Raw genomic sequence first — 25,361 nt, 5'->3', positions numbered from 1 at the left:
ACGGCACTCATTCCCACCTGTCTTGAGCTGACCGGGCGCCGCGCTGGCTGTCGCACCGCGGTGAGCGCTCCCTCATGCCCCGCGCTCGTCGTCAAGCTCCTCGACCACGGGGCTCGGCGAGCATTTACCCTGCTCTCTCTCCGAACACGAGGAGAGAGCGAGCTGCCTCTACTCACCCCACCGCGCGCATGGGCTGGGGCTGGAAGCCATCCAGGAGCGCCTCCATAAGCCGCTCCACCTGCGCCAACGGCACGCCCTGAATGGTGAGGAGCGTCTCGCCGCCCTGGATGCTCGTCTTGAGCTGCACACGGCCACCCTGGGCGAAATGCCGCGAGAAGCTGTCTCGCAGGAACTGGATGCGCGCGGCGTCCGTGGCGGGCATGGTGGCGCGGGACGGCTTGCGCTTGTGCTTCGCCGCCTGCCTCAGTTCCTCCAGGCTGCACTCGGCGAAGGACTTCCGCTCCACCTTCCCGCCCTCCCGAGGCACCTCGATGGGCGTGAGGCCCGGGTCTCCGGCCGTGGGCTGGATACCGGCCTCCTTCGCGTAGGTGCGCAGCGTATAGAGCTTCGTCACGCCGTGCGTCCTGCACACCTCCTCGGTGAACTCCCGGGCCACGGCGCCGGACCGGGACAGGGTGGACTGCGAGAGCTCCTGGATGTGCTGGTTGAAGTACACCTGGGCGCTCTCGTACTTGTTCTGCTCCGCCAACTTGTTGTCCACGACGTAGTTGTAGAGGCGGCCGATGTTGTAGTGCCCGGCGTTGCCCTCCTTCAGGTGAGCGAGGATGGCATCCCGCACCTGCTCGAGCGTCAACGTCAGGAGGTTGCTGCTTGCGTTCGTTCCCATGATTCCCCCCAAAAGTGGAGAAGAGGTGAAGACGCCGTGGTCCACCACGGCGGACCGGACACGTGGCACATACCGGGCCGGGGGAATGGCTCCAGGAATTCGCCTACTTGCGTGAGCACTCCTCTCTGAAGGGTCCCAGTTCACGGAGAAAACCGTCCACGAGACGGGACTCCTCTCATTCCACTTGTCACCGGTGACAAGTGAAATGGAGCAGGCGCATTCCGCTTGTCACCGGTGACAAGTGAAATGGAGCAGGCGCATTCCACTTGTCACCGGTGACAAGTGAAACAGAACGACCTCCCCCACCGCGCACCAGGGAGGTACAACGGTGGGATGACGGAGGAGTCCACGCGTGGCTGAAAAGAAGACCTGGAAGGGCGGACGCCTGGGACCGTTCCACCTCGGTAAACGGTACAAGAATGTGGGGACGGACCTGGGCCGACTCTACGCGGCGCATGATGTCGACACAGGCAACGCGGCCCTGGTCGTCATGCCCCCAGACCACGCGGACCTGGCGTCCTGGCGCGTCCGCGCCACCTCACAGGCCGAGCCTCCCTATCTCGCGCTGGAGGTGGAGCAGGCACCCGCCTCGGGCCGACTACCCGATTTGTCCAACATGCTCGACCTCCTCACCTCCGCCGTGGAGCGCCTGGAGAAGAACGAAGAGGCCCGAGCCCATCTCACGGGCGGCGCGGTAAGCACCTGGAAGCGGTGGGTGGGGCGCATGAAACGGCTGCTGCGCTCACCCCGCGGACTCCTGATCGCTGGCCTCACCGCGCTCGCCCTCTGTGTGCTCCTCTTGCCACGCCTCTTGGGGGATTCCACCGCACCCGACAGCGAGGGGCAGGCCAGCACCGGTGCCGGCACAGTGGTGATGACCGAGCCAAAGGCTCCCACGCTGGTGGACCTCGATCCCTCGGACGTGCCGGCCATCACCTATCCACTGCCCGCCAGGCCTTTCAGCGACCAGGCCAAGACCCCCTGCTTTCCCAAGTCAGGTGAGGTGGAGATCAACGGCGGGTGCTGGGTGGAATTGGCGAAGCGCCCTCCCTGCTACGAGAACCAGGCCGAGTACCAGGGCAAGTGTTACATGCCGGTCTCGGCGAAATCCCACGAGAAGAAGCGACGCGAGCCCCACTCCGTGCAACCGTGACCGGAGAGTCCCCAGCGGCATGCGCTATGGTTCGCTCCCCTTCCTGGAGCGGAATGACGCATGAGAGGACGCCTCTCCCTGCTGCTGTGCGGATTGCTGCTGCTCGCCGGTTGTCATCGGAGCACGAGGTCCGACAAGGCCACCTCCGACTGCCGGCACTCCGAGTCCATCTGCGGCTCGGGCACCACCTGCGCCGCCAACGGCCAGTGCCTGATGGACTGCCGGGAGAACCTCGCCGATGCCTGCGGCCCTGGGCTGCTCTGCAACCAGGGCACCGGGGCGTGCGTGGCCGCCCAGAAGCTCGACTGCAACGAGGTGCCCGGCCTGTGCTGGGAAAACCAGGTCTGTGACGCCCCCACCGGCTACTGCCGCGAGGCCGCCATCGACACGGCGCTGGCCTATGACGTCCAGCTCTACGACTACACGCTGCACGTCGACACCGCCGCGAGCACCTTCTCCGGCCAGGTGAGCATCTTCCTCGTGGCCACGCGCGGCGGCACGGCCACCGTCACCCTCGACGTGGGCAAGACGGTGGAGGTCCCCGTCGAGGAAGGCACGGCACCGTACACACCGTACACGGTCACCTCCGTGAAGAGCCGCTCGGGCGCCGCGCTGGCCTTCACCCAGGACTCCACCGCGGGCACCCTCACCGTGACGCTCGGAACGCCGCTCGAGGCCAACGCCTCCGAGGTGCTCACGGTCGCCTATCAGGGGCCCCTCAACCCCATCTCCGACAGGAAGCACGACCTCTACTTCACGGGCCTCATGAGGCGGGAGGGCAAGCTGGGGCACTCGCTCGTGCAGACCTTCGGGTGGCCCCACCACACGCGCCGCTGGCTTCCCAGCCATGACCATCCCCGCGACATCGCTCGCGCCATCGCCCGCGTCAGCATCGACAACGGGCTCCCCGTCCAGGCCAACGGCGTGCTCGTCCAGGAGTCCGAGGGCACGCCCCACCGCCGCACCTTCCTCCTGCGCCAGCCGGTGCCCACCTACGCCCTGAACTTCATCGCCTCGGACTACACCCGCGTCCCGATCGGCACCGTGGATGGGGTCCAGGTGGAGGCGTACATGTACCCGGTGGCCACGGAGAGCGCGGTTCCCCCGCTCTGGTGGACCGGGACACTCGGGGCCATGAAGTACCTCAATGAGGCGCTCGGGTCCTTCCCCTTCGAGCGCTACGCGATGATGCAGGTGCCCTCGGCCCTGGGCGGCATGGAGCACGCCACGGTGGTGTCCATCGCCGACACCCGCACCGAGGGGCCCGATGAAGAGGGTCACGGGAACAAGCTCGTCATCCACGAGATGCTCCACCACTGGTGGGGAGACAGCGCCCATCAAGCGAGCTGGGAGGAGTTCTGGCTCAACGAGAGCCTCGCGTCCTTCTACACGGCCGAGGCGCTCGGCGTGCTCGGTGGCAGGAGCGCATTCCAGGCGGAGCTGGACCGGATGAAGGCGGCGATCTTCAAGTCACCCGCCCGCTACGATGACGACGCGCTCCGCTGGTCACGCCACCCCGAGGAGGTCCCCGGCGAAACCACCCGGGCCTCCTTCGCCGCGCCCTACGTGAAGGGACCCTGGATCTGGCAGATGATCCGCCTCCAGCTCGGAGAGTCCGCCTTCGCCGCGTTCATGAAGAGGTTCTACGCGGCCACGCGCTTCAAGCCGTACAGCACCACCCAGCTGATCACACTGCTCAACGCCGAGAGCGCAGTGGACTTCACTCCCTTCTTCAAGGAGTGGGTGTACGGCAGGGGCTGGCCGAAGCTCACGAGCACCTGGAGCTACGACAGCGCCCGCCGGGTCATCCGCCTCACGGTCCGGCAGACCCAGGACGTGGCACGGTACGGCAGCTACACCTTCAACGGGCCCCTGGCGCTGAAGTACGTCTTCGACGACGCGGACGCGGCGACTGCCTCATGCACCGGAGAGGTGACCTTCACCGGGGGCGCGCTCGAGTCCACGGTGGACATCCCGTGCGCCCGAGCGCCCACCACGATGAGCCAGCCATTCACCCGGGACCTGCTCGTCGAGATCGTCCCGTAGCGGAGCCTGGGCCCATCTCCAGGAGTTCCTACATGGACACCAGGACATCTTGATGATTGCGGAAGCCCCACAGGAAGAGCATCCCGCTGCCCCGATCGCGGAGATGACACCGTGAAAATCGAAGAGATCTTCGCGGACGCATCGCAATTCACTTCGCCCCGATGGAGCGCTGCCAGGACCAAGGGTCAAGCAGAGGAAAAAGAACTCTGGGACTACCTTTATGAACTCCCGTCCTTCATCCGGGAAACAGGCCAGGCCTATCGGTTCGAGGCTCATCTCAAGGGGCGCGACCCTGCTACTCGTCCACATCCAAGCGCCGCGTTACAGGCGCGAACGAAAGGGAGCGCGCGACAAGCGATGGAGCTCCTCCTGAAAGTGTGGGACGAAACGACCGAGCCTGGACAGAGACAGCCCGTGCTCGTTCTCACTCGCCTTCTCGACTTCATCGCCGACACGGGCCAGGCCGATGCATTCGACGACTACGTCAAAAACCGGCTCGAATATGCCCCGCTCGCCATGGCCTGGTTCGCGACGCGAGACGAGGCGGAAGCATGGCTGCGGGGACTCGTGGAGCCGCCAAGCCCCGCTCGAATCATCATCGGCGACGAGTACCATCTGGTGTGGTGCTCTCGCGAAGATAACGCTCGCTCCATCGCTCGCGATTACGTCATCGAGCCCTATATCGAAGCGCTCACTGCGAGAGGACTACCTCCCGCGGTGCCATCCTTCGAAAGCCGCGAGGACGCATCAGCATGGCTCTCAGAGCACCCGGTTTCTCCCTTTGGTTTCATCTCCATCGCAGGGGAGAGCCACCTCGCGGTGCACCACAAGAGGCTGAAGCGCCATACGCTTCACCCCGTGGCCTCCGCGTTGAGTGAATGGGAGGAGGAGAAGCAAAGGGCCGGGAAATAACCCCGGCCCCTGCCCACGTCAGTTCTCCACGGCTCCGGAGAGGAACACCCAGTTCTCGATGGACTGGCGCTCCTCATCGGGCAGCGGCGAGTTGCCATTGAGCGGGTTGATGGGCATCCGGGCGCCAACGATGCTGCCGTCACCCGTGAGCTTGAGGACCAGGTAGCTCTTGTCCAGGCTGCCCGGCTGGATGAGGTTCATCGTGGGCTTCTGGATGGAGGGCTTGAGCACCAGGCGCTCGTAGACCTCGTGCGAAGTGCCGAGCAGGTTCAGCCCGCCCTGCGGATTCTCGCCACCGTGGCAGCCGCCGCAGTTGGACTGGAGGATGGGCAGCACGCGCGCGCTCCACGTGTCCCCGGAGCCCGCGAGGCTCAGGGCCGACGGGTTCGCCGAGTACGAGCACTTGGTGTAGTCGATGGCCGAGCTCAGGCTCCACTGCCTGGCGGTCGGATCGAGCCCCTCGATGAAGCACATCAGCGCCAGCATGTCCTGCACGTTGGGCGGCTGGTTGGCCAGCGGCATGCGCGTGCCGGGCACCGGCTGCTCCTCTCCCGTGGACCCCTTCATGTACCCGCGCAAGCGCGCCACCAGGTAGCTCTCCTCGGGCTTGCCCGGCTTGATGAGCGGCACGGTGTTGCCGATGATGCGCGCCCCGTAGACGTCGTTGCGGTTCTGGTCCCCCTGGACGATGCCGCTCGCCACCAGGCCCTCCACGGTGTCGCGCTGGTTCTCACGCACCTCGGCGAAGAGGTGCTTCCGGTCACCGAGAATCCACCAGCGCGTCTCGTAGCTGGCGAAGGCCAGTTCCTGCACGTCTCCCTGGTCGTTGATGAAGTTGCGGATGAAAGTGCCCGTGGCGTTGATGCGGTCGCTGGTCACGGGCACCGCGTCGTGCAGGTGCAGGTGCAGGCCCGGCGTGTTCTCGTCCGGCCGCGCCCCTCCCCCCAGCTCCGGAGTCTCTCCGCGGACGAGATCGAACCAGCCAATCTCTATCTCCTTGAAGGCCGGCTCGCTGAAGCGGAAGCGGTCTCCCAGGCGCTCGCACCGGTCGAACACGCCGGTCGCGGTTCCCGACTGCACGTTGCACGGAGCGCCAATGGAGGCCACGAAGGTCCCCGGCGTGTGCAGATCCGGGTACTCCTTCTGGTTGTGGCACACGCCGTTGGTGCCGCTGCAGGTGCGCATCACCAGCTTGCGGTGCAGATCAATCCCCGTGGGGTAGATGAGCTGGGCCCCCAGCACATCCACGTCCGAGCCCGAGTACGGCGTCACGTCCGAAGTGCCAGCCGGCGTGGGGCGCTGCGGATCGAAGGGGATGGTGCCCGGGTCACCCGTGTTGGGGCCCGGAGAGCCACAGGCCAGCGCCAGGGCTCCGAGGGTGGCGGCGAGAAGAGAGCGCTTCATGCGAAGAAGTCCTGGATGGGGGCGTCGGCGGGGAAGATGCCCTGGTGGTCGGCACCGAGCATGTCCAACATCGTCTTGAGCACGGAACGGTACGAATACACCTGGCCGGTGGCCTTGAGGTTGGAGCGGTTCACCGAGCCGAGGCTCTTGCCGCCCTTGCCCGCGGCGGTGATGACACCGCCCATGAAGGGCATGGACATCCACCGGGTGGCCAGGTCGCTGCCGTGGTCACTGCCGTTGGCGGAGTTGTAACGGCTGCCGCCCGTGGTGCGGCCGAACTCGCTGCCGAGCACCACCAGCGTCTTGTCCCAGTACGTCCCGCCCTCGGGGTGCTGCATCTTCTGGAGGGCCGTGCGCAGGCCACTCACCAGCCGGTTGGCCGCGTCCATCTCGTTCGGCAGCTCCATGTCCTCGCGCGAGTGGTAGTCGTAACCGCCCTGGTTGAGGAACACCGCCGGGCAGCCGAAGTGGAAGAGGCGCAGCGCGAGCGCCGCCCGCTGGCCCGTGCCGTCCGTGCCCAGCAGCGTGCGCAGCTCGGCGTTGCTGATGCCGTCCACCTGCTCCTGCGAGGCCTGCCCCTCGCTGCTCACCCGCAGCAGGGGGTCGCGGAAGATCTTCCCGTAGTCGCTCGTGGCCTTGCGCGTCTGCTGGTACGTCTCCACGCCGCCGCGCAGCGCCGTGTGCAGCCGCGCGTGGAAGCGGGCGTCCATCTTGCCGGGAAGGCCCTTGGCCCACGCCGGCAGCGTCGAGTCCGGGTCCACGCTGAAGCGCTCGAAGCCGCTGCCCTCCAGCACCGGCGGCCGGTAGGTGGCGTAGTCGCCCGCGCCCGTGGCCATGCCCGCCTCGCCCATACTGAAGGCCGGCAGCAGGGTGATGCCTCGCGAGGCCGCCTCCTTCACGCGCTCGCGCACCCCGTAGTTGACGAGCGTGAGGAAGCCGGTGGCCCCGCCCACGTAGCCCGTGAGGAAGCGCTCCAGGCCCGTGCCGTGGCCACCGTCCGCGCGCGCCGAGAAGGGCTCGTGGTCCACGCACGGCAGCACGCACATCTCGTTGGTGAAGTCGGTGACGGGCGTCATCCCCAGGTCACGCCGGGGCTTGTTGGCCTCGCCCTCCAGCCACGTGGCGCGCTCCAGCAGCTTGCCCACGCCCCACTCGGTGCCGGACGCGCGCTTGTCCGAGGCGCCAAAGGGGTTGAACTCGTCCGCCACGTCGCTGTTGAAGGCGGTGGTGAAGCGGAAGCCACCGGACAGGCGGATGTAGATGAGGTGGCGGACGCTGCCGCGCCCGGGCGTCTGGGCACGGGCCTCACCCGGCAGCCACAGGTGGGGGAAGGCCAGCGCGGCGGTGCCAGCGCCCAGACCCTGCAACAGCCGGCGGCGGCCGAAAGTGACGGACTTCGTGTCATCGGAGTCGGACATGGGAAGGGGCTCCGGGGCTAGTAGAAGACGCGCTCGGCACTGCCGAGCAGCGCGAAGCAGAAGGGACGGGCGAACTCTTCGGCCTTGCAGAGGGTCTGGGCACACGCGGTGCCCGCCTCGCGGGCCTCGGCCTTCTCGGTGTCATCCGGCGAGCGGCCGAGCAGCAGCCGGTACTGGTGGGTGGCGATCTGCTCGGCCAGGTCCGGGTCAACAGCGCGGCTCGGGCCCACCCCCTCGGGCAGCAGCTTCTCCACCGCGGCCCCCTTCACCCTGGGGTCCAGCGTGGGGTTGCACAGCTCCTGCACGAAGGACAGCTGGGTGGCGGTGGTGAGGATGCTCACCACGCGGAAGCGCCCACCCGACACGTTCTCCGGGCAGCCGCCCAGGGTGCGCGCCAGGTCCGAGTAGCGCTCGTCCAGCTCGCCCTCCTCGTCCAACTGCCAGCGCGACTCCTGCAGCAGGCTGAAGCTGGCGACACTTCCCGAGTCCAGCAGGGCCTCGGGCTGGCTGATGCGGTGGTCGCAGCCGGGCAGCTCGAAGCCGGTGTTGCGCGCCATGGACTCGATCCACACCTCGGCGTCTACCTGCTTGAGCGGGCCATAGGTCCACCGGTAGGCGGAGGCCGAGGCGCCCTCGGCGGACTGGAGGTAGGCGGCGGAGGTGGCCACCGCGTAGTGCACCGAGCGGATGTCGCCGTCATTGTCCAGCAGCCAGCGCACCAGCTCCTCCCGCACCTCGGGCACGCTCGCGGACAGCTCATAGCCCAGGTACTGCACGAGCACCTCGTCCACCGCGCGCTCCCAGAAGGCCATGTCGCGCGCGAGGATGCGGCCCGGCGTCTGCAACTTCGCCCACTCCTCGGGCTTGAGCAGGCCGCTCCACATCGTGGACTCGCGCAGCCCCGGGTCGCGCGAGGCGCGCAGGTCCGGGGTGAAGATGAGCTCGTTGTAGCCCCACAGCACGCTGGCGCACTCGCCGCGCGACACCTCGTCCACCTGCCCGTTGTCGTCCAGGCAGCGGAAGCGGATGAAGGCGTCCGGCATGCGCAGGCCCATCTGCGGATGGTCGTAGTAGCCCGAGTGCCACAACTTGTAGAGGCGCGACATGTCCGCGCGCTCGTGCTCGAAGGGCGGGCGGCCCAGGAAGTGGTTGAAGAGCGCCTCCGCCTTGTCACCCGGGTCCGCGTAGCGGCGGGTCAACACGGGGTGGGCGCTCACCACCGCGGCGAACAGGTCATACGGCACCTTGCCGCGGTAGAGCTTCTCCACCAACCGGTCCATGTCGTAGATGGCCTGGATGCTCGTCACCTCGTTGCTGTAGAGGAAGCGGTCCGCGGCCCGGCGCTGCTGGATGAGGATGAACTCGTCCATCTCCATCAACCGATTCACCGTGGCGCCCCACCCGTCCACGCACGTGGCCTCGGCCTCGTCCGCGCCGGGCACACGCCCCAGCATGTCCACGAAGAGCCGGCGGCAGGCCTCGGTGTGCAGGATGGGCCGGTTGGACAGGCCCACACCCCAGAGGCTGCGGCACAGGCCGCGGTTGACGGGATTCTGCAGCCCCGCCCCGTTGCAGTACGCCACGCAATCCGCGTCACAATCGGGCGGGCGGGTCTCGTTGGGGAGAGAGCCCACCGCGCGCGCCGCGGGCAGGGTGTCATCCCCTCCCGCGAAGGTGCCCGAGGTGATGGGATCGCCGTTGCCCACCATTCCACCGGGGCCCTGGGCCACATGGTCCGGATCGAAGGTGTAGGTGGGCTGGCACGCGGCCAACAGGGTGAGGACGGAAAGGAAGAGCGTCCGAGACACAGTCATGCACGACTCCCTGCGGAAAAGGGTGCTTCAGAGGGAGAATTCAGCCCCGAGAGACAGCCCCAGGCGCAGCCCCAGGGTGCTCCAGTTCTTGGAGTAGTTGAAGCCGGAGATCTCCTGGCTCGTGGCGAAGAGGTACTGCTGTCCAATCTGGCCGAGCACATCCGCGCGCAGCCAGATTTTGTCGGACATGCGCCGCCGCGCGCCCACGGACGGGCCCAGCAGCCAGCCCACGCGCGGCACGCTCCACACGGCCACTCCCTGGGTCTGGAGCCGGGAAATCGTCTCCGCGAACTCGAGGCCGGGGATGAGGAGGGAGAGGCCCGCGCGGGCGGCGAAGACGACCTCCATCTTGTCGGCGACGGGCAGGCCGTACTCGCCGGAGGCGAACAGCTCATTGTAGATGCCGAAGCCGAACTGCTGGCCTCCGGACGCGGCGTAGTTGCCGAAGATGCGCAGGCCCGCGCCCAGACGCAGCCGCTCGCTCACCGTGGGCACGGGCGTGTTCACCCAGGCCGTGATGGACAGGAAGCCCGCCGAGTAGTCGAAGGACTCATCCAGGCGCGTGCTGTTGATGAACTGCACGCCCGACATCTTCGCCCCTTCCAGGTAGAGGTCGGGGCTCAGGCCGATGCGCATGGGGCCCGAAACGAGGGGCGCTTCCTTGGCGGCGGCGGAGCGGGACGCCGAGGACTTCTGCGCCGGAGCTGCCCGGGTTTCGGCCTTGGACTCGCGAGCGGGCCGGGAAGGCGCCTCGGCGACCTTCGTCTCCGCGGCGGGCGCGGGAGCCGCTTTCGCCTCGGCCGCGGGGGCGGGCTCGGCGGGAGCGGGCTCGGCCGGAGCGGGCTCCGCGGCGGGCTGAGCGGCCGGCTCCGCGGCGGCGGGCTTGGAGGCGCGCGTCCGGGACGACTTCGACGACTTCGCGGACTTCTTGGGAGCGGCCTCGGCCGCCGGAGCGGCGAGCACCAGCAGCGCGGAGAGGAGGCCGCAGCAGACGCGAGACAGCGGCTGGAACATGTTGCGCGAGCGGAGGGAAGGCAGCACGGGAGGACTCGGGAGCAGGAGACACGGGGGGACGGCGGGGGACTGCCCTCCTCCCGGGCCCCAGCCGGACACGGGAGGAGGTACACAACAGCGGACGGCTCAGTTACGGCGGCGGCGGCGCAGCAGCGCCAGGCCCGTGGTCAGCGCGAACGCCAGCACCGGAGCGCCACCGGCGGAGGAGCAACCACCCTCCTCCTCCTGCGGCTCGTTGTTGCCGGTGACGTTCACGGTCAGCGACGTCGTCGCGGACGCGTCACCGGCTTCGGAGCCATTGCCATTGACCGAGTTACCGGCGGCGAAGATCTTCACGGTGCCGGCCGAGGGAGGCGCCACCAGCGAGAAGTTGAAGGTGATGGCGCCGCTGGCGGCGGGCTTGGGCGCGGTGTGGGTGAGCTCGTTGCTCTGCTTCTTCGAGCCCGTGCCGGGCTCGAGCGACGCCGCCGTGTTGTCCACGGCCACGTTGAAACCGCCCCTCAGGCCAGGGCCCCCGGTGATGGTGAGCGTGTACTCGCCCGTTGCGCCCGCGGTGAGCGACGAGGGGCCGGTGAGCGTAACAGTGGGCACCGAAGCGCCCGGGGTGTGGCACATGGTGCACGTCGCGGCAGACTTGCCCGAGTAGCCGGTAGCACCAGTGGCATTGGCGAAGGCGGGGGCGGACAGCAGGCACGCCGTGAGGACTCCGACGGCGCCGTACGACTGGAACTTCATACAACCTCCATGAGTGGGGTTCTCTTTTTAACTCGCTTCGCCCCGTGCTTCCCATGGCCCCCTGACACTTCACGAGGGCGTCACCCCGTACGGACCGTATGGCCGGAGAAGAGCCGTATGACCGTAAGAGTTCCCTACATCCGGCGCCCGCGCCCCCTGGGGCTCCAACATCTCACGAATGCCCACAAGGGGGCCCGGTGAGGATATGGTGCGGCCCCACCCGCTCACGTTGGCCCTCCGCATGTACCTGCGCAGCCTCACGCTCCAGAACCTCAAGCTCCTGCGGGACGTCGCCATCTCCTTCACCCGCTCGGACGGGGAGATCCGGCCCTGGACGGTCTTCGTCGGGGAGAACGGGCTGTGCAAGACGGCCGTCCTCCAGGCCATCGCCCTCGCCGCGAGCGGCTCGTCGCTGGGCAGCGAGCTGGCGGATGTCACCTCCCTGCCGGACCGGCGGCTGCCCTCCAGCGAGCTGATGCTCATCGGCGCCGAGTTCACCTTCGGAACGGAAGGCCACAAGGGGCGCGACTACCCGGGCCTGGAGAAGAAGCACTCGCTGCCGCCCTATGTGCGCAGCTCGGTGGCGGCCAAGAGCACCTGGCGCGAGCTGGTGGGCAACTCGAGGTACGTGGGCGTGGAGCACACGCGCGTCTTCGATCCCATCCGCGAGGCGCGCCGCACGCAGCTGCCGGGGTGGTTCGTCGCGGGCTACGGCGTGGCGCGCGCCCTGCCCCGCCCCAACGCCATCCAGGGCGAGGGTCTGGCGGATCCCATCAAGCAGCGGCTGGCGAACCTCTTCGACCAGGGCAGTCTGATCGCCACCGGCTTCGCGGACGTCTTCGAGCCGGCGCAGGCGAAGGCGTACTCGCGGGTGCTGAAGCAGGTGCTGCTGGAGGGCAACCTGCTGCCGGGCCTGGTGGACCTGGAGCTGAAGAGCCAGGGCATCGTGCGCACGCGGCAGGACATGCTGGATGCCCACCGTTTCGAGCTGGAGATGGGCGGCCAGCGCATCCAGGTTCCCGCCACGTGGCTGTCCCACGGGTACCAGAGCTCCATCGCCTGGCTGGCGGATCTGATCGGCCACATGCTGCTCGAGGCGGGCAAGCCCGTGGCGCCCGAGAAGATGGAAGGGCTGGTGCTCGTGGACGAGCTGGACCTGCACCTGCACCCGCGGTGGCAGACGGCGCTCGTTCCCGCGCTGAAGAAGATCTTCCCGCGGCTCCAGTTCATCGCCACCACGCACTCGGCGATGCTGCTGCCGGGGCTGGAGCAGGACGAGGTGCTCGTGCTCCGCCAGGATGAGGACGGCAACGTCGATGTGGCTCCAGCGCCCGCCTCGCCCTCGTGGCTCACGGGCAGTGAGCTGTTCGACGTGTTCTTCGACAAGAAGGGCAAGCCCCTGCGCGGCAGCCGGAGCCCCGCCCCCCGCAAGAAGCAGCCCGTGCCGGAGAAGACGCGCGCCCCCAGGACGGCGGCCCGGACGAAGCGGAAGTAGGGCCCGGGCTCAATCCGTCTCGGTGAGGTACCGCATGAGCTCGGACTCGTCGTCCGTCACCAGCCGCGTCACGCCATCCTGCTTCGCGTAACGCTTGACCTGCAGCAGCCCGACGGCGCTCTGGACGAGCACCCCCGCCTTGCGGAAGCCACCAATCCACCGCAGGCGGAAACGCTGGAGGGCCGCTTCGAACTGGGGATCATTCCGGCCCGGAGCCGCCCGGATGTCGATGAGGAGCGCGTAGCGGGCACGGCTCAGGTCATCCAGCGCCTTGATGAGCCCCTCGAAAGAGACCTCCAGGTCCCGCATCGACGTGAACGGCTTGTCGCTGCGAATGTTGCGGACGATGCCCGTCCCCTCATCCACCAGGGCGGTGAAGTACTCGTTCCGGAAGATCTGCTTCATTGCCGGTTCTTCTATACCGTCAGGGGCTCCGAGGTGAGGGCCTCCGAACCGGGCGGCACCTCGTCATCGGGCGAGTCCAGCAGCACCAGCAGGGGGATGGCCGACCCGGTATCCCCGAAGCTGGCCATGCCGCGCACGGTGCCCTCCACGCGCGAGCCATCCGGCCGTTTGAGGGAGAGCGTCTGCCCCACCCGCACGATGGGCGCGCGCCGGGGAATGCCGGGCGAGAGCAGCACCCCCCGGCCCGCCAGCCGCTGGATGGCATCCACGGTGAACAGGTAGCGCTCCCCTCCTCCCGCTCCCACCTGCCGCGCGAAGAAGGCGGCCAGCCGCTCCAGCAGCAGCATCGCGTGTTGTTGCACCCGCACCACCCGGGGCCCCTCCCGCTTCAGCAGCTCCTCGGCGGTGAGCCCCACGCGGCCCACGTCCTCCTGGGAGCGGCCGGCCCACCGCTCGAACAGGGCCCCATCCACCTCGGGATGGAACCGCACACCATAGGATTTGCCCACGCGGAAGGCCTGATGCGGATAGCGCGCCGTCGAGACCAGCTCCTGCGCTCCCGGGATGGGCTCGATGGCGTCCCCCTGCCAGTGCAGGACGTCGAAGAACTCCTCGAAACCGGCGAACAGCGGGTCCGCCTGTCCCTCCATCGTCAGGGACACCGGGTGCACGCCCAGCACCGGGCCCTTCTCACCCGGGCCGACACGGGCCCCCGCCGCGGCGGCGAGCAACCGCGCGCCCAGTCCAATGCCCAGGCTCGGCCGGCCCGCTTCCAACCGGCGGGCCAGCAAGCGCCGCTCCTCCTCCCACACGGCGGGAGGCTCTCCCTCCGGGTGGCCCAGCGACTTCCCCATCACCACGACCAGGTCCGCCTCCGTGTCCTCCGGGTGTGGCTCTCGCGTGCGGACATCCAGGGAGAAGCCCGAGCGCCGCAACGCGGGGCCGAGCTGCCCGGGACCGTCTTCTTCATCATGAAGGAGGATGACGGCGGTTCGGGGGGACGGAGGAGGCGCGTTCATGCCGGGAACATTGGCACGCGGCTGACACGGTGCAGGGTCCAGAGTCCGTCACGAGGAGCCCTCATGCCCCGCTCCATCCTCTGGGTGACAGTGCCGGGCGCCGGGAGCTCAAGGCCGGGGCCACCCCAGCAGCACGGCCCCCAGTATCACCAGTCCAGCACCGAGCAGTTGCCGCCGTCCCATCCGCTCGCCCTGGAGCGCGCCGAGCCCCAGCGCGAACGCGATGGACGTGTTGCGCAGGGTGAGCACGGCGCCCGTGCCGCTGTGCACCAGGGCCAGGAGCAACAGCGAGAAGGACAGCGTACACAACAGCCCGGCCACCACGAGGAGCAGGGGCCGGGTCATCACCTTGCGGCGCAGCACCCCCCAGCCCGCCTCCTCGCGCCGGCGCATGAGGATGATCAACGGCAGCGCCACCCCGAGTGACAGCGTGAAGAGGGCCGGAGGCTGGGCGCCCTCGCCCAGGGCGCGCTTGTAGCTGAGGTTGAAGCCGGCGATGCACGCGGCACTCACCAGGGCCCAGAGCACCCCCTCGCCCACCGAGCCCCGGGGAAGCACGAGGTTCATCGCCGCCATGCCCAGCGCCACCAGGGCCGCGCCGGCCACGGAGCCGGGGGTGAGCTGCTCGCCCAGCCACAGCACGGACACGGGCCACACGAGCAGCAGCGCGCCCCCCCGGGACACCGTGTACGCCAGCCCCAGCGGCGCCCGGCGCAGCGCCCGCGCGAGCGCGACGAGGTAGCCACTCTCCAGCACCCCGGCCACGAGCGACCAGTACAGGGCCGCGGACGTGGGAAACGCCGCCCCCTCCAGGCCGAGCGCCCAGAGCGCCCCACACACCACGGTGACGGCGATGACGCCCACCACGGCGGACTCCGGATCCTCGTGGCGCTTGAGGAGCGCATTCCACAGCGCGTGGAAGAACGCGGACGACAGCACCAGCACCAGCGCGGCGGAACTCAACACACCTCCGGGGAACAGACGCGGGAAGGCCGCGCACTCCACGCGAGGAGCCCCTCGACTTCAACCCCCTCGCCTCCCCGCCCCCCTTCCCCACAAACATGTACCAGCCATGCACATTTTGCGTCCCCCCGCTCGCGAACGCACCGGTTGCGCGCACGGAGCGTGTGGGCCCGAGGGGAAACGGCCTGGAACGGGCCTTGCTCTGGGAGGGCTCAACCCACTGACACCCTCCTTTCAGGAGCACGCGGTCATGCAACACCGAAAGCTCTGGTTCGGCCTTGGCGCCATCGTCCTCGTTTCCTTCCTGGTGCTGGGAGGCCAGGGAGTCCGCATCTCTCGCACGCTGCCGCCCATCCCCGAGAAGGTGATGACGCCGGACGGCACGGTGCTGCTCACGGGCGAGTCCATCATGCGGGGACAGAACGTGTGGCAGTCCATCGGAGGGCAGCAGGTGGGCTCGGTGTGGGGCCACGGCGCGTACGTGGCGCCGGACTGGAGCGCGGACTGGCTGCACCGCGAGGCCACCTTCGTGCTGGACACCTGGGCCCGCGCCGAGAGCCGCGCCTCCTATGCCCTGGCTCCGGCCGAGCGGCAGGCGGCGTTGCGCGAGCGGCTCGCCGGCATGATGCGCACCAACACGTATGACGCGAGCACGGGCACGGTGACGGTGGACCCCGTCCGCGCCGAGGCGATGCGTGACAACGCCGCCCACTACGCGGACGTCTTCTCCCAGGGCCGCTCGGCCTACGCCATTCCCCAGGGGGCGCTCACGAATCCCGAGAAGCTGAAGGACCTGGGCGCCTTCTTCTGGTGGACGAGCTGGGTGACGTCGACGAACCGGCCCGGGGACACCGTCAGCTACACGCAGAACTGGCCGCACGAGCCGCTGGTGGGCAACCAGCCGGCCCCGGGCGTGCTGATGTGGAGCCTGGCCTCGGTGGTGCTGCTGATCGCCGGCGTGGGCGCGCTCGTCTGGTACCTGAGCGGCAAGAAGGAGGAGGAGGAGCCGGTGCCGCCCGCGAAGGATCCGTTCTCCGGGATGCAGCTCACCCCGAGCCAGCGGGCCACGGGCAAGTACTTCCTGGTGGTGGTGGCGCTCTTCCTGGCGCAGGTGGGGCTGGGCGGGGTGACGGCGCACTTCGGGGTGGAGGGCGCGGGCTTCTACGGCGTGCCGCTGGCGAAGTATCTGCCCTACGCGGTGACGCGCAGCTGGCACACGCAACTGGGCATCTTCTGGATCGCCACGGCGTGGCTGGCCACGGGCCTCTTCGTGGGCCCGGCGGTGAGCGGGGTGGAGCCGAAGTACCAGCGGGCGGGCGTCAACTTCCTCTTCGTGTGCCTGCTCATCATCGTGGTGGGGGCGCTCTTCGGGCAGTGGGCGTCGGTGCAGCAGCGGATGGGCAGCGGGGACTACTGGTACTGGTTCGGCCACCAGGGCTGGGAGTACGTGGACCTGGGCCGCTTCTGGCAGATCTTCCTCTTCGTGGGGCTCTTCGTGTGGCTGTTCCTCACGGCGCGGGCGGTGTGGCCGGCGCTGAAGAAGCCGAGCGAGGGCCGGCCGTTGCTGGTGCTCTTCGTCATCTCCTCGCTGGCCATCGCGTCCTTCTACGGGGCGGGGCTGATGTACGGGCAGCGCAGCCACATGGGCATGGTGGAGTATTGGCGCTGGTGGGTGGTGCACCTGTGGGTGGAGGGATTCTTCGAGGTGTTCGCCACGGTGGTGATGGCCTTCCTCTTCACGCGGCTGGGGGTGTTGTCGCCGCGGGCGGCGGTGCCGGCGGTGCTCTTCACCACCGCCATCTTCCTGGGCAGCGGCATCATCGGGACGTTCCACCACCTGTACTTCTCGGGGACACCGGCGTCGGCGATGGCGCTGGGCGCGACGTTCAGCGCGCTGGAGGTGGTGCCGCTGGTGCTGGTGGGCCGCGAGGTGTGGAGCCACATCCGCCTGTCGAAGCTGCCGGGGTGGATGGAGCAGTACCGCTGGCCCATCCTGTTCTTCATCGGGGTGGCGTTCTGGAACCTGGTGGGGGCGGGCCTGTTCGGCTTCCTCATCAACCCGCCGATCGCGCTCTACTACATGCAGGGGCTCAACCTGACGCCGCTGCATGGCCACACGGCGCTCTTCGGGGTGTACGGCATGCTGGGGATCGCGCTGATGCTCTTCTCGTTCCGGATGATGCAGCCGGACGCGAAGTGGAAGACGAAGCCGCTGGCGTGGGCCTTCTGGAGCATCAACGCGGGGTTGGTGCTGATGGTGGTGCTGTCGCTATTGCCCATCGGGGTGTTGCAGACGCAGGCGGCCATCGAGCAGGGCACGTGGTGGGCGCGCAGCGCGGAGTTCATGCAGACGCCGCTGATGGACACGCTGCGCTGGCTGCGGGTGCCCGGGGACGTGCTCTTCGCGGTGGGGGCGGTGCTGCTCGCGTGGTTCGTGGTGGGACTGAAGACGGGCTGGTCGCTCGAGCGGGCCGAAGCACCCCGGACGGAGCCCGAGCCCGAGCCGCTGGGAGCGGCGGCCCCGGCCCACGCCGTCCTCCAGCGCCGCTGAACCCAATCATCCCCACTCGCCCCAATATCCCCTCGCCCCCCGGGAGAGGGACGGGGTGAGGGTATCGAGGACCCCGGGTTGCCTCCCTGTCACGTCCCCGGCGTGAATCGGATGGGCAACCGGGTGGGCCCGTGGACATGAATCGCCCTGCGAGGTTCCCAGGGCGCATCGCTCACCAGAACGAAGTCCCGCATCCGTTCCAGCAGTACGGAGAGCCCCACCCGAGCCTCCAGCCGCGAGAGCGGAGCCCCGATGCAGAAGTGGATGCCATGCCCGAAGGCGATGTGCTGATTGGGCTCTCGGGTGATGTCGAACCGGTCCGGCTCCTGGAACTTGCGCGGGTCGCGGTTGGCGGAGCCGATCATCGCCAGGACCATCTTCCCAGCGGGAATCACCTGGCCGTGCAGGGAGACCTCGGCCCTCGTCACGCGGAACATCGCCTGGACGGGAGAGCGGTAGCGAAGCACCTCCTCGATGGCCGAGGGCAGCAGACCGGGCTCCGCCCTCAGCCGGGCGAGCTGCTCCGGGTGCTCGAGGAAGCACAGGAGCGCGTTGTTGATCAGGTTCGTGGTGGTCTCGTGGCCGGCCGAGAGGAGGAGCTGGACGAAGCCCAGGAGCTCATCCCCGGTCAGCCGTTCGCCATCCACCTCGGCCTCGACGAGCCGGGTCAACAGGTCATCCCGCGGAGCCGCCCGCCGCTGCGCGGCCAGGTCCCGGACATAGGAGCGCATCTCCTCCGTCATCTCGGCGAACTCCCGATGGACCCGGGCCGCATCCTCGCTGCCCGCGACGGCGTAGCCGAGCGCCATCATCACATCGCTCCAGCGCTTGAAGCGTGGCTGGTCCGCGAGGGGTACCCCGAGCATCTCGGCGATCACCCTCAGGGGAAGCGGGACGGAGAAGTCCTCTGCCAGCTCCATCTCCCCGCGCGAGCGCGTCCGGTCCAACAGCTCGTGGGACAGCGCCAGGATGCGCGGCTCGAGGCTCGCCACGGCCCGGGGGGTGAAGGCGCGCATGATGAGGGCGCGCAGCTTCGTGTGGCGCGGCGGATCCATGAAGACGAGCCACTGGGACGTCATCGCGGACGGGGGCGCCACGATGGAGCTGAACGCCTCATGGTCCTGGAGCGCGCGCTTCACGCTCTCGTAGTCGAAAAGCATCCACAGGTCCGAGTGCGGCTCATGCAGCACGGGAGAGCGGCCGCGGAGCTGCGCGTATGCGGGATAGGGATTGCGGCGGACCTCATCGGAGAAAAGGTTCATCATCGTTCACGGCCTCCAGGCCCGGAATCGAGGAACGGAGGGATACGTTAGGGTGGGCGTGGCATGGAGCGCTTGAACGAATCGCGGATTGGAGCGGTCATCACGGAAGCGTTCGCGGTGCGGGCCTCGACGGCGACGGAGTCGACACTCCACGCGCAGCACGGCGTGGCGCTGCTCGTCGGACTGGACGGCGACGTGACGGTGACGGAACCGGGCCGGGCGAGCGTGCACGGACGGGTGGTGGTGGTGCCCGCCCACCAGCCGCATGCCGTGGCCAGCCCCGGACCCACGCTCGGGCTCCTCTACGACCCGGAACTGGCATCCCACGTCGCGAGCTACGCACACGGGCGTGGCGGCGCCTTCCCGCTCGAAGGCAGGCTGGCGGCGCGTCTCGAATCGGCCCTCACCGCGCACCGCGCCTCCCTGTCCCGGCCCGAGGTCCTCGCCGGCCTCGCACGCGAATACGCGGACTGGCTCGTGAAGGAATCACCGCGCTCCGAGCCGGACCCCCGCATCGCCCGGGTCCTCGAGGCCCTGCGGACTCCGGACGCCGACTGGCGCCTCGCCGCCGTGCGCACGCGGCTCTCCCCGGCGCACCTGCGCGCGCTGTTCGTCCGGGACGTGGGAATGCCCATCCGCACCTTCCAGCTCTGGCGCCGGCTCCTCGTGGCGGTGGCGGCGTCCGCGAGCCTCGATGCGACGAGCGCGGCGCACCTCGCGGGCTTCGCCGACCTCGCCCACTTCTCGCGCACGTGCCGCCGGATGCTCGGCTACTCCCCGACGGCCTTGCGCAACGGGCTGCTCTCCTGAGCCCTCCAGGGAGCCGGGCCAGGCCATCGGAACAAAGTCCTTTCAGGGGAGAGCGAGTCCGCCTTCCGGGCGCGCTCTTCACGAACTTGTCCAACTGTTGGACAAGTCTGGCGAGACCGGACCCGGAGGGGTCCCTCCTGCTTTCGAGCTGAGGACAGACCCCTGAACGGACTTACTTCGGCTGGCTCAGGGGCCCAGCCGCTTGCGAAGGGCGTGCAAGGCCCACGCGCTGAAGAGGATGCCGAGCACGCCCAGGGCCAGGAGCACGAGGGAGCGCTGCGCGAGGAGACTGGAGCCGAGGTAGACGGTGCCCACCGCGTATGGCAGCTCCGCGACGGCGAGGACCCGCAGGTACTTGCGCAGCCCATAACGCGCCAGCCCGAGCACGTAGCCGGGAATCTCGGAGGGGACCGCGAGCTGGAAGAGCAGCACCAGGCCAAAGGAGCTGTGCTGGGAGATGCGCTCCTCGTAGCGGCCGAACAGCTCGTTGGACACGAGCCGACGGACCACCGGCCGGCCCCAGGCCCGGGCGATGAGGTAGGCACAAGCACCTCCGAGCATCCACCCGCACCACAACAGGAGCACGCACACGGCCTCGCCCCAGGTGTGGATGGCCACGGGCACGAGCACCGCGCTGCTGAAGAAGGCCAGCATGGCAGAGAACGCGGACAGGAGGATGAAGAGCGCCGCGCCCCAGAAGGGATGCGCCTCGATGACGGGCCCGGCCTTCCCGAGGAGCCAGGTCATGGCGGACTGGAACGCCTCGGAGGAGGCGAGCAGGACCAGCCCCCCGAGCACGAGCAACAGCACGAGCACCCGCTTCCACTCCACGGAAGGCAGGTCCATCCGGCTCGGCGTCATCGTGCTCCGTGGCATCCAGCGCTCGGAAGAGGGAGGTGAGACCTGAAGGATGGTCATGCGGGAGGACCCGGCCCTGGCCCCCGCCATCGAGCGCTCTCCAGCGCCCTCGCGGAGGAGCCATGCAGCCGGACACTCAGGCCTGGTGGGAGGCGGGAAGGCGACTCCCCATCATTAGAAGCAAGACGGAGAAGCAAGACGGACAGGATGCCGAGAGGCACGGGAGGCGGCATGCGACCCAGGACGAGCGGACTGATGGCGGGAGTGGCGATGCTCCTCATGGCGGTCGGCTGCGAGAAGCGCGAGACGCGGGCACCGGTGCGGGAGCAGGAGATGGCGTCGGCACCCGAGCAATCGGAGCCCGGCACCACGAGCGAGAGCCGGTCCACACCTCCTCCTCCGGCCGCACGGCCTCCCCCGCGCGAAGAGCCCCCGGCGAGGGCCGAAGCGCAGCGGCCCACCGAGCCACCGGCCCAACGGGAGCCGGACGACACCGCGGCGAGCCCCACGCAAGCCCGTCAGGTCTCGGGGGAGGTGCTCGCCGTCACCGGCAACCAGTTGCACGTACTGACCGCGGCGGAGGGGCAGGACGTACGGATGCTCATCATCTCGGGAACGGAGGTGCGCGTGGATGGCCGTCCCGCCACCGTGGCGGAGATCCGCGAGGGCGGCGAGGTGCGCGCCACGTATGAAATCGCCGAGGGTGAGCCCATCGCCTTGATGGTGGAGGTGCGCAACCCCGGGGCACCACGGGAGCCCGAGGAGCAGCCCCTGTTGGATCAGCCCAAGATTCCGAAGAGCGACGACTGAGCCGCGTTACCGGCTCGCGGGAGCGGGCGTCACCCCTTCGACGCGCGACTTGCCATCCTTGTCGACCTCGAGCCGCAGCTGGGGGGTGCCCTGGGCGTCGTGGAGGACGATGCTCGCCACGCCCTTCTCCACGCCGAGGGTGATGCGCTCCTTCCAGTCGTGCCGGAAGGTGATGTTGGGCTCTCCTTTGATGAGGCCCATGCACATCGCCTCGTAGCCCTCCTTGCTGTCGAAGCACAGCCCGGTGACTCCGATGGAATCGAGCATGCCGAGCCCGCCGATTTCGTGTCCGTCCGGATCCATGAACTGGATGCCGACCGCCTTCACCGCGCGCTTGAGGCCCTTGGGGTCGGGCAGCGGCGCACCGATGCGGAGACGCGCCTGGCCGTGCTCGTCGACGATGTTCAGCTCGCGCACCGAGAGCGAGGCGGTGGGCTGGGTGGCGGCGGAGACGCCCGTACACGCGCCGAGGGCACCCACGGCGCAGGAGCCAGCGGCAATCAACACGAGACGGCGGAGGGGATTCGACATGGCGGTCCAGTCGTTGAGAGGGGACGCCAACCTAGGCAAGTCCCCTCTCCACTGCTCCACGGCTCCGCGGTCCTTTCGTCATGGTTGTGCCATGACGGAGGACGGATCAGCCGCCCCGGGGCGTGCCGCACTCGCCGCAGAAGCGTGCGTTGGGCTTCATCTCCGTGCCGCACTGGGTGCAGTGCACCTTGGCGGCCGCCAGCGGCTTGCCGCACTCGGAGCAGAACTTCCCTCCCTCGACGCGGGCGTTGCAGTGGGGGCAGGCCGGGGCCGCCGCCGTGCGGTGGGCCTTCATGTCCAGCGACTCCACCTGGTCCACCTTGCGCGCCTTGTCCCAGGCCTGCTCCACGGACACCTTGGCCTGGATGTGCGCGGCCTCCTCCTGGAGGTCCGGCGCGCACGACTCGCACAGGCCCCGCGACTCGTTCCAGCACGCCTGCGGGCACACCCACTGGCCACAGCGGGTGCAGTGCTTGAAGTGCTTCTTCCCCTCCTCCACCGCCTCGGCGTAGGCATCGTCCCAGGCGCTCCCGCGCAGGGCGTCCTTCACGTGGTCGCCCGCGTAGGCCGCGCGCGACAGCGAGCCCCCGAAGAGGGAGCCCGCCGCCTTCAGGAAGCCCGCCGCCAGGCCCATCTTGTTGGCGATGAAGGGAGACATGTGCCCGTTGCGGCACTTGTCGCAATGGAACTCGAACTGGAAGCCGTATTCGTTCGAGCGGTCGGTGTAGTTGCGGGTGAACTGGATCATCACCCGCAACGCTAACCGAGCCGGGCCTACTTCTTCCAGACGGCCCAGTTGGTGCCCGAGTTCACCAGCGTCCAGCCGGTGCCCGGAGACCAGGAGCCGGGGCCGAGCTTCATCGCCAGGCTGCCGCTGTTGCCGGTGATGGTGGCGGCGTACTTCGTCGTGTCCGCGGCCACGATGCTCACCGCGGAGGTGGAGGTGACGCCCTTCTCCTTGCGCGCCGCGATGAGGCTCTTGATGGCCGCGGCGTGGCCCCAGTCATAGAAGTGCACCCAGTAGACGCAGGGGATGCCCGGGTGCGTGAGGATGTACGCGTAGCCCTGCATCACCTTGTCGCTGGGGAAGGGCCAGTGGTTCTGCCCACCACTCGGGTGGCTGGGGCCCGTGTCGTGGTTGTCGATGAACGTCACCGATTTGGCGGGCCACCAGCCGATGGCGCCCTGGGGCTTTCCATCACTGGCCTTGAGCCGCCAGAACTCGTTGTACTGCACCGCCTGCTGGAGGATGCCCTTCGTCGTGAAGTCGAACGCACCCGAGTTGCCCCCGGTGGCGTTGATCCAATTCATGATGAGCTGGCGGTGCGGGTTGACGTCGTTGAGGTTGAGGTCCGTCCACAGCTCGCCCACGGAGAAGTAGGGCACCGTGGCGTTGTTGTAGCCGCCCACGTACGAGCCGCCGTACCCCTTCACGTAGTCATAGCGCCAGCCGTCGTAGCCGATGCTGGACTTGAGCCAGTTCATCCAGCCCTTGATGTCGCTCTGGACGGTGCCGTGGGTGTGGTCCAGGTCCCGCGCGGCGCTGAAGCCGTCGCCGGTGTCGGAGCTGCCGGTGGCGCCCGTCCACTCATCGCCCCGCACCACCGACCACGAGCCCCAGGTGGGGTTGGTGAAGTCCGCCCAGTTGGAGGTGCCCACGCGGTGGTTGACCACGATGTCCGCGATGGCCTTCACGCCGTAGGTGTGCAGCGCGCCGATGGCGCTCTTGAGCTGCGCGTCCGTGCCGTAGGAGCTGTTCTGCACGTACAGCTGCCGCGGCAGGTAGCCCTCCCGGGCCGCCGAGTCCCCCGAGGGCGGGAACCACACCATGGTGAAGCCGCTGGCCTTGATGTCCGAGGCCTTGCCCTGGATGACGCCCCACCAGGGGGACGTCTCGGTGGACCGCCAGTGGAAGCCCTGCAGCATCACGTCGCTGCTGTTGCCATCCAGCGGGCCCGCGTACGCGGCCGTCGACGCCAGCAGGCCCAGGGCCCACGACAGGGACACCCTTCCGCCAGACACCTTCTTCGTGAACATGCGGTGCTCCGAGTGAAACAGGGGGGAAACCGGGAGGCGATTTACAGCCCGTTTGCTGCTCGAGCGAGCACCGGCGCGGAAAACATCCTGGGCAGAACGCTTTTATTCCCAGGGAGCGAGAGGAATTCCGCCCCCGGTGAACCGATGGGAGCGTGAAAACGGATGGGGCACGCGCCAGGGGGGCGTTAGGATGGGGGAAATGGCCGAACAGTCCCCCCCCTATTGGGTCCTCATCTCGGTCCTGTTCAGCTCCCAGCCGTTGTCGCCCACGCTGGCCATGACGCTGCATCAGGTCGCGTACGACCTCTACCGGCGTGGCGACACCGTGCAGCCGGTGGCGGGAGATCTGCTCACGGGCAAGGTGCACAACCTGCGCAAGGACGTGCAGATGGGCAGCATCTCGGGCCCCGCCTTCGAGGCGGAAATCGAAACGGAGCGGGGCTCCGGCGTGGTGCGCTTCCTGCTCACCCGTCAGGGGCTGGAGATGATGGAGGCCGGGCCACCGCAGCCGCCCGTGCCGCCGCGCCCCAAGTACCTCAATTAGTCAGTTAGTCAGTGCACCCGGACCTTCTCCACGCGCTCCTTGCGCGGGAGCTTGGGCTCGGTGGAGGGCCGGGGCCGCTTGCGCGTCACCATGCGGGCGATGCCGTAGTAGAGCTGCTCCTCGGTGTACACCTTGCGCACCCCGCGCGTGCCGGGGACGTAGGCGGGGCCGGGCCGCTCCAGCCACTGCAGCACCTTCACCTCGCCCGAGTAGGCGAAGGCATCCAGCACCTCCTTGGGGCAGTGCTTGAGGTAGCGGCGCACCAGCGGCCGCAGCCGGCGGGGGAAGTCCCTGCCCAGCACCGAGTGCCTGCGCCCCGCGTGCAGCGTGCCGTCGAAGCGCCGCGACATGTGGAAGAGCTCGTGCATCACCGTTTCGATGCGGGACTTGGGCGTGGAGGAGCGGAAGAAGAGCGGGCGCAGGGTGATGCAGTAGAGCATCCGCTTGCCCTTGAGCCGGACGATGGGCTTGCGGCGCCCGGCCCGGTCCGTGCTGAGCCCACCCCGGAAGCACAACGGCTTCACCGTGCCCCGCGAGGCCCGCCGCGCCTCTCCGGCGATGACCAGGATGCGGCTGGCCCTCACATGGGCGAACTCGGGCATCTTCGCGGCGATGTCGCGAATGAGCGCGCGGATGGCCTTGTTGAGGTTCGGGCGACGGTGGGCCACGGTTGTAGTCAACAGTGTACCCGAAATGACCTTGAGGCCAGCCCGAACCCGCCCCACCTTGGCGC

General features: G+C 68.7%; 23 protein-coding genes. 8 read left to right on the top strand and 15 right to left on the bottom strand.

Translation table 11 applies throughout. The annotated features are described in order from the left end of the window. Positions 1 to 172: 172 nt before the first annotated feature. A complete protein-coding gene (locus BO221_RS17830; RefSeq protein ID WP_073561654.1) occupies positions 173 to 847 on the bottom strand; it encodes a hypothetical protein in 675 nt (224 codons plus the stop codon). 352 nt (positions 848 to 1,199) lie between these two features. On the opposite strand from BO221_RS17830, the gene BO221_RS17825 reads away from it, so the two are divergent. The 3 genes from BO221_RS17825 (at position 1,200) to BO221_RS56220 (ending at position 4,958) form a co-directional block, all read left to right on the top strand. Beyond that, on the top strand, positions 1,200 to 2,000 hold the full coding sequence (locus tag BO221_RS17825) for a hypothetical protein (protein ID WP_073561653.1): 801 nt from the start codon (positions 1,200 to 1,202) through the stop codon (positions 1,998 to 2,000). A 60-nt stretch (positions 2,001 to 2,060) separates the two neighbouring features. Further along, complete coding sequence (locus BO221_RS17820; RefSeq protein WP_073561652.1) at positions 2,061 to 4,046, top strand: M1 family metallopeptidase; 1,986 nt, start codon at positions 2,061 to 2,063, stop codon at positions 4,044 to 4,046. Between the two features lie 111 nt (positions 4,047 to 4,157). After that, positions 4,158 to 4,958, top strand: a complete 801-nt coding sequence (locus BO221_RS56220; RefSeq protein WP_233166091.1) for a hypothetical protein — start codon at positions 4,158 to 4,160, stop codon at positions 4,956 to 4,958. Between the two features lie 18 nt (positions 4,959 to 4,976). Here BO221_RS56220 and BO221_RS17810 read toward each other — a convergent pair whose 3' ends face one another. From BO221_RS17810 to BO221_RS17790, 5 genes are all read right to left on the bottom strand, one after another. Next, positions 4,977 to 6,362, bottom strand: a complete 1,386-nt coding sequence (locus tag BO221_RS17810; protein WP_073561650.1) for a hypothetical protein — start codon at positions 6,360 to 6,362, stop codon at positions 4,977 to 4,979. Then, positions 6,359 to 7,780, bottom strand: coding sequence for a DUF1501 domain-containing protein (locus BO221_RS17805; protein WP_073561649.1), 1,422 nt, complete (start codon positions 7,778 to 7,780; stop codon positions 6,359 to 6,361). Before BO221_RS17805 ends, BO221_RS17810 begins: the two co-directional genes overlap by 4 nt. Positions 7,781 to 7,797: 17 nt before the next feature. Next, the gene (locus tag BO221_RS17800) at positions 7,798 to 9,594 is read right to left on the bottom strand and encodes a hypothetical protein (protein WP_073561648.1); all 1,797 of its coding nucleotides are present in this window, start codon (positions 9,592 to 9,594) and stop codon (positions 7,798 to 7,800) included. Between the two features lie 27 nt (positions 9,595 to 9,621). After that, positions 9,622 to 10,635 (bottom strand): hypothetical protein, encoded by a 1,014-nt coding sequence (locus tag BO221_RS54890; RefSeq protein ID WP_158079868.1) that lies wholly within the window; start codon positions 10,633 to 10,635, stop codon positions 9,622 to 9,624. Positions 10,636 to 10,734: 99 nt separating this feature from the next. Then, positions 10,735 to 11,343 (bottom strand): MXAN_6652 family MXYO-CTERM-anchored protein, encoded by a 609-nt coding sequence (locus tag BO221_RS17790; RefSeq protein ID WP_073561647.1) that lies wholly within the window; start codon positions 11,341 to 11,343, stop codon positions 10,735 to 10,737. Positions 11,344 to 11,548: 205 nt separating this feature from the next. On the opposite strand from BO221_RS17790, the gene BO221_RS17785 reads away from it, so the two are divergent. Beyond that, positions 11,549 to 12,838, top strand: coding sequence for an AAA family ATPase (locus BO221_RS17785; protein ID WP_073561646.1), 1,290 nt, complete (start codon positions 11,549 to 11,551; stop codon positions 12,836 to 12,838). Between the two features lie 9 nt (positions 12,839 to 12,847). Here the strand turns inward: BO221_RS17785 and BO221_RS17780 are convergent, their stop codons facing one another. From BO221_RS17780 to BO221_RS17770, 3 genes are all read right to left on the bottom strand, one after another. Next, positions 12,848 to 13,243, bottom strand: a complete 396-nt coding sequence (locus BO221_RS17780) for a hypothetical protein (protein ID WP_073561645.1) — start codon at positions 13,241 to 13,243, stop codon at positions 12,848 to 12,850. A gap of 11 nt (positions 13,244 to 13,254) precedes the next feature. Then, complete coding sequence (locus BO221_RS17775) at positions 13,255 to 14,262, bottom strand: type 1 glutamine amidotransferase (RefSeq protein WP_083681127.1); 1,008 nt, start codon at positions 14,260 to 14,262, stop codon at positions 13,255 to 13,257. A 108-nt stretch (positions 14,263 to 14,370) separates the two neighbouring features. Beyond that, entirely contained in the window at positions 14,371 to 15,228 is an 858-nt protein-coding gene (locus BO221_RS17770) for an EamA family transporter (protein ID WP_369865096.1), read from the bottom strand. 247 nt (positions 15,229 to 15,475) lie between these two features. On the opposite strand from BO221_RS17770, the gene BO221_RS17765 reads away from it, so the two are divergent. Continuing rightward, the gene (locus tag BO221_RS17765; RefSeq protein WP_073561643.1) at positions 15,476 to 17,776 is read left to right on the top strand and encodes a nitric-oxide reductase large subunit; all 2,301 of its coding nucleotides are present in this window, start codon (positions 15,476 to 15,478) and stop codon (positions 17,774 to 17,776) included. A gap of 89 nt (positions 17,777 to 17,865) precedes the next feature. On the opposite strand, the gene BO221_RS17760 is transcribed toward BO221_RS17765, so the two are convergent. Beyond that, positions 17,866 to 19,041 carry a cytochrome P450 gene (locus tag BO221_RS17760; RefSeq protein ID WP_073561642.1) on the bottom strand — a complete coding sequence of 392 codons (1,176 nt, stop codon included), beginning with the start codon at positions 19,039 to 19,041 and terminating at the stop codon, positions 17,866 to 17,868. A gap of 60 nt (positions 19,042 to 19,101) precedes the next feature. Here BO221_RS17760 and BO221_RS17755 point away from each other — a divergent pair, with 60 nt between their 5' ends. Next, on the top strand, positions 19,102 to 19,848 hold the full coding sequence (locus tag BO221_RS17755) for an AraC family transcriptional regulator (protein WP_073561641.1): 747 nt from the start codon (positions 19,102 to 19,104) through the stop codon (positions 19,846 to 19,848). Positions 19,849 to 20,034: 186 nt separating this feature from the next. Here the strand turns inward: BO221_RS17755 and BO221_RS17750 are convergent, their stop codons facing one another. Continuing rightward, positions 20,035 to 20,724, bottom strand: coding sequence for a TVP38/TMEM64 family protein (locus BO221_RS17750; protein ID WP_083681164.1), 690 nt, complete (start codon positions 20,722 to 20,724; stop codon positions 20,035 to 20,037). A 213-nt stretch (positions 20,725 to 20,937) separates the two neighbouring features. Between BO221_RS17750 and BO221_RS17745 the strand changes: the two genes are divergently transcribed. Continuing rightward, complete coding sequence (locus BO221_RS17745) at positions 20,938 to 21,516, top strand: hypothetical protein (protein ID WP_143195509.1); 579 nt, start codon at positions 20,938 to 20,940, stop codon at positions 21,514 to 21,516. Between the two features lie 6 nt (positions 21,517 to 21,522). Here BO221_RS17745 and BO221_RS17740 read toward each other — a convergent pair whose 3' ends face one another. The 3 genes from BO221_RS17740 to BO221_RS17730 form a co-directional block, all read right to left on the bottom strand. Then, the gene (locus tag BO221_RS17740; protein WP_143195508.1) at positions 21,523 to 22,047 is read right to left on the bottom strand and encodes a hypothetical protein; all 525 of its coding nucleotides are present in this window, start codon (positions 22,045 to 22,047) and stop codon (positions 21,523 to 21,525) included. A gap of 106 nt (positions 22,048 to 22,153) precedes the next feature. Next, the gene (locus tag BO221_RS17735; RefSeq protein WP_073561638.1) at positions 22,154 to 22,795 is read right to left on the bottom strand and encodes a zinc ribbon domain-containing protein; all 642 of its coding nucleotides are present in this window, start codon (positions 22,793 to 22,795) and stop codon (positions 22,154 to 22,156) included. A gap of 26 nt (positions 22,796 to 22,821) precedes the next feature. Then, entirely contained in the window at positions 22,822 to 24,084 is a 1,263-nt protein-coding gene (locus BO221_RS17730; protein WP_073561637.1) for a glucan 1,4-alpha-maltotetraohydrolase domain-containing protein, read from the bottom strand. Positions 24,085 to 24,283: 199 nt separating this feature from the next. On the opposite strand from BO221_RS17730, the gene BO221_RS17725 reads away from it, so the two are divergent. Further along, entirely contained in the window at positions 24,284 to 24,628 is a 345-nt protein-coding gene (locus tag BO221_RS17725; protein ID WP_073561636.1) for a hypothetical protein, read from the top strand. A gap of 8 nt (positions 24,629 to 24,636) precedes the next feature. On the opposite strand, the gene BO221_RS17720 is transcribed toward BO221_RS17725, so the two are convergent. Next, a complete protein-coding gene (locus BO221_RS17720; protein ID WP_073561860.1) occupies positions 24,637 to 25,296 on the bottom strand; it encodes a hypothetical protein in 660 nt (219 codons plus the stop codon). Between the last annotated feature and the right edge of the window lie 65 nt (positions 25,297 to 25,361).

Source organism: Archangium sp. Cb G35, assembly GCF_001896145.1.
Taxonomy (GTDB): domain Bacteria; phylum Myxococcota; class Myxococcia; order Myxococcales; family Myxococcaceae; genus Archangium; species Archangium violaceum.
The sequence above is the reverse complement of the archived record's forward strand: the minus strand, read 5'-3'. Positions and strand labels throughout refer to the sequence as shown.

Coding starts and splice junctions, on each gene's coding strand:
- BO221_RS17755 (WP_073561641.1), top strand. CDS start 19,102: ATGGAGCGCTTGAACGAATCGCGGATTGGAGCGGTCATCACGGAAGCG.
- BO221_RS17735 (WP_073561638.1), bottom strand. CDS start 22,795: ATGATCCAGTTCACCCGCAACTACACCGACCGCTCGAACGAATACGGC.
- BO221_RS17780 (WP_073561645.1), bottom strand. CDS start 13,243: ATGAAGCAGATCTTCCGGAACGAGTACTTCACCGCCCTGGTGGATGAG.
- BO221_RS17820 (WP_073561652.1), top strand. CDS start 2,061: ATGAGAGGACGCCTCTCCCTGCTGCTGTGCGGATTGCTGCTGCTCGCC.
- BO221_RS17785 (WP_073561646.1), top strand. CDS start 11,549: ATGGTGCGGCCCCACCCGCTCACGTTGGCCCTCCGCATGTACCTGCGC.
- BO221_RS17800 (WP_073561648.1), bottom strand. CDS start 9,594: ATGACTGTGTCTCGGACGCTCTTCCTTTCCGTCCTCACCCTGTTGGCC.
- BO221_RS17760 (WP_073561642.1), bottom strand. CDS start 19,041: ATGATGAACCTTTTCTCCGATGAGGTCCGCCGCAATCCCTATCCCGCA.
- BO221_RS17740 (WP_143195508.1), bottom strand. CDS start 22,047: ATGTCGAATCCCCTCCGCCGTCTCGTGTTGATTGCCGCTGGCTCCTGC.
- BO221_RS17810 (WP_073561650.1), bottom strand. CDS start 6,362: ATGAAGCGCTCTCTTCTCGCCGCCACCCTCGGAGCCCTGGCGCTGGCC.
- BO221_RS17790 (WP_073561647.1), bottom strand. CDS start 11,343: ATGAAGTTCCAGTCGTACGGCGCCGTCGGAGTCCTCACGGCGTGCCTG.
- BO221_RS17750 (WP_083681164.1), bottom strand. CDS start 20,724: ATGCCACGGAGCACGATGACGCCGAGCCGGATGGACCTGCCTTCCGTG.
- BO221_RS17765 (WP_073561643.1), top strand. CDS start 15,476: ATGCAACACCGAAAGCTCTGGTTCGGCCTTGGCGCCATCGTCCTCGTT.
- BO221_RS17745 (WP_143195509.1), top strand. CDS start 20,938: ATGCGACCCAGGACGAGCGGACTGATGGCGGGAGTGGCGATGCTCCTC.
- BO221_RS17725 (WP_073561636.1), top strand. CDS start 24,284: ATGGCCGAACAGTCCCCCCCCTATTGGGTCCTCATCTCGGTCCTGTTC.
- BO221_RS17805 (WP_073561649.1), bottom strand. CDS start 7,780: ATGTCCGACTCCGATGACACGAAGTCCGTCACTTTCGGCCGCCGCCGG.
- BO221_RS17775 (WP_083681127.1), bottom strand. CDS start 14,262: ATGAACGCGCCTCCTCCGTCCCCCCGAACCGCCGTCATCCTCCTTCAT.
- BO221_RS17830 (WP_073561654.1), bottom strand. CDS start 847: ATGGGAACGAACGCAAGCAGCAACCTCCTGACGTTGACGCTCGAGCAG.
- BO221_RS17730 (WP_073561637.1), bottom strand. CDS start 24,084: ATGTTCACGAAGAAGGTGTCTGGCGGAAGGGTGTCCCTGTCGTGGGCC.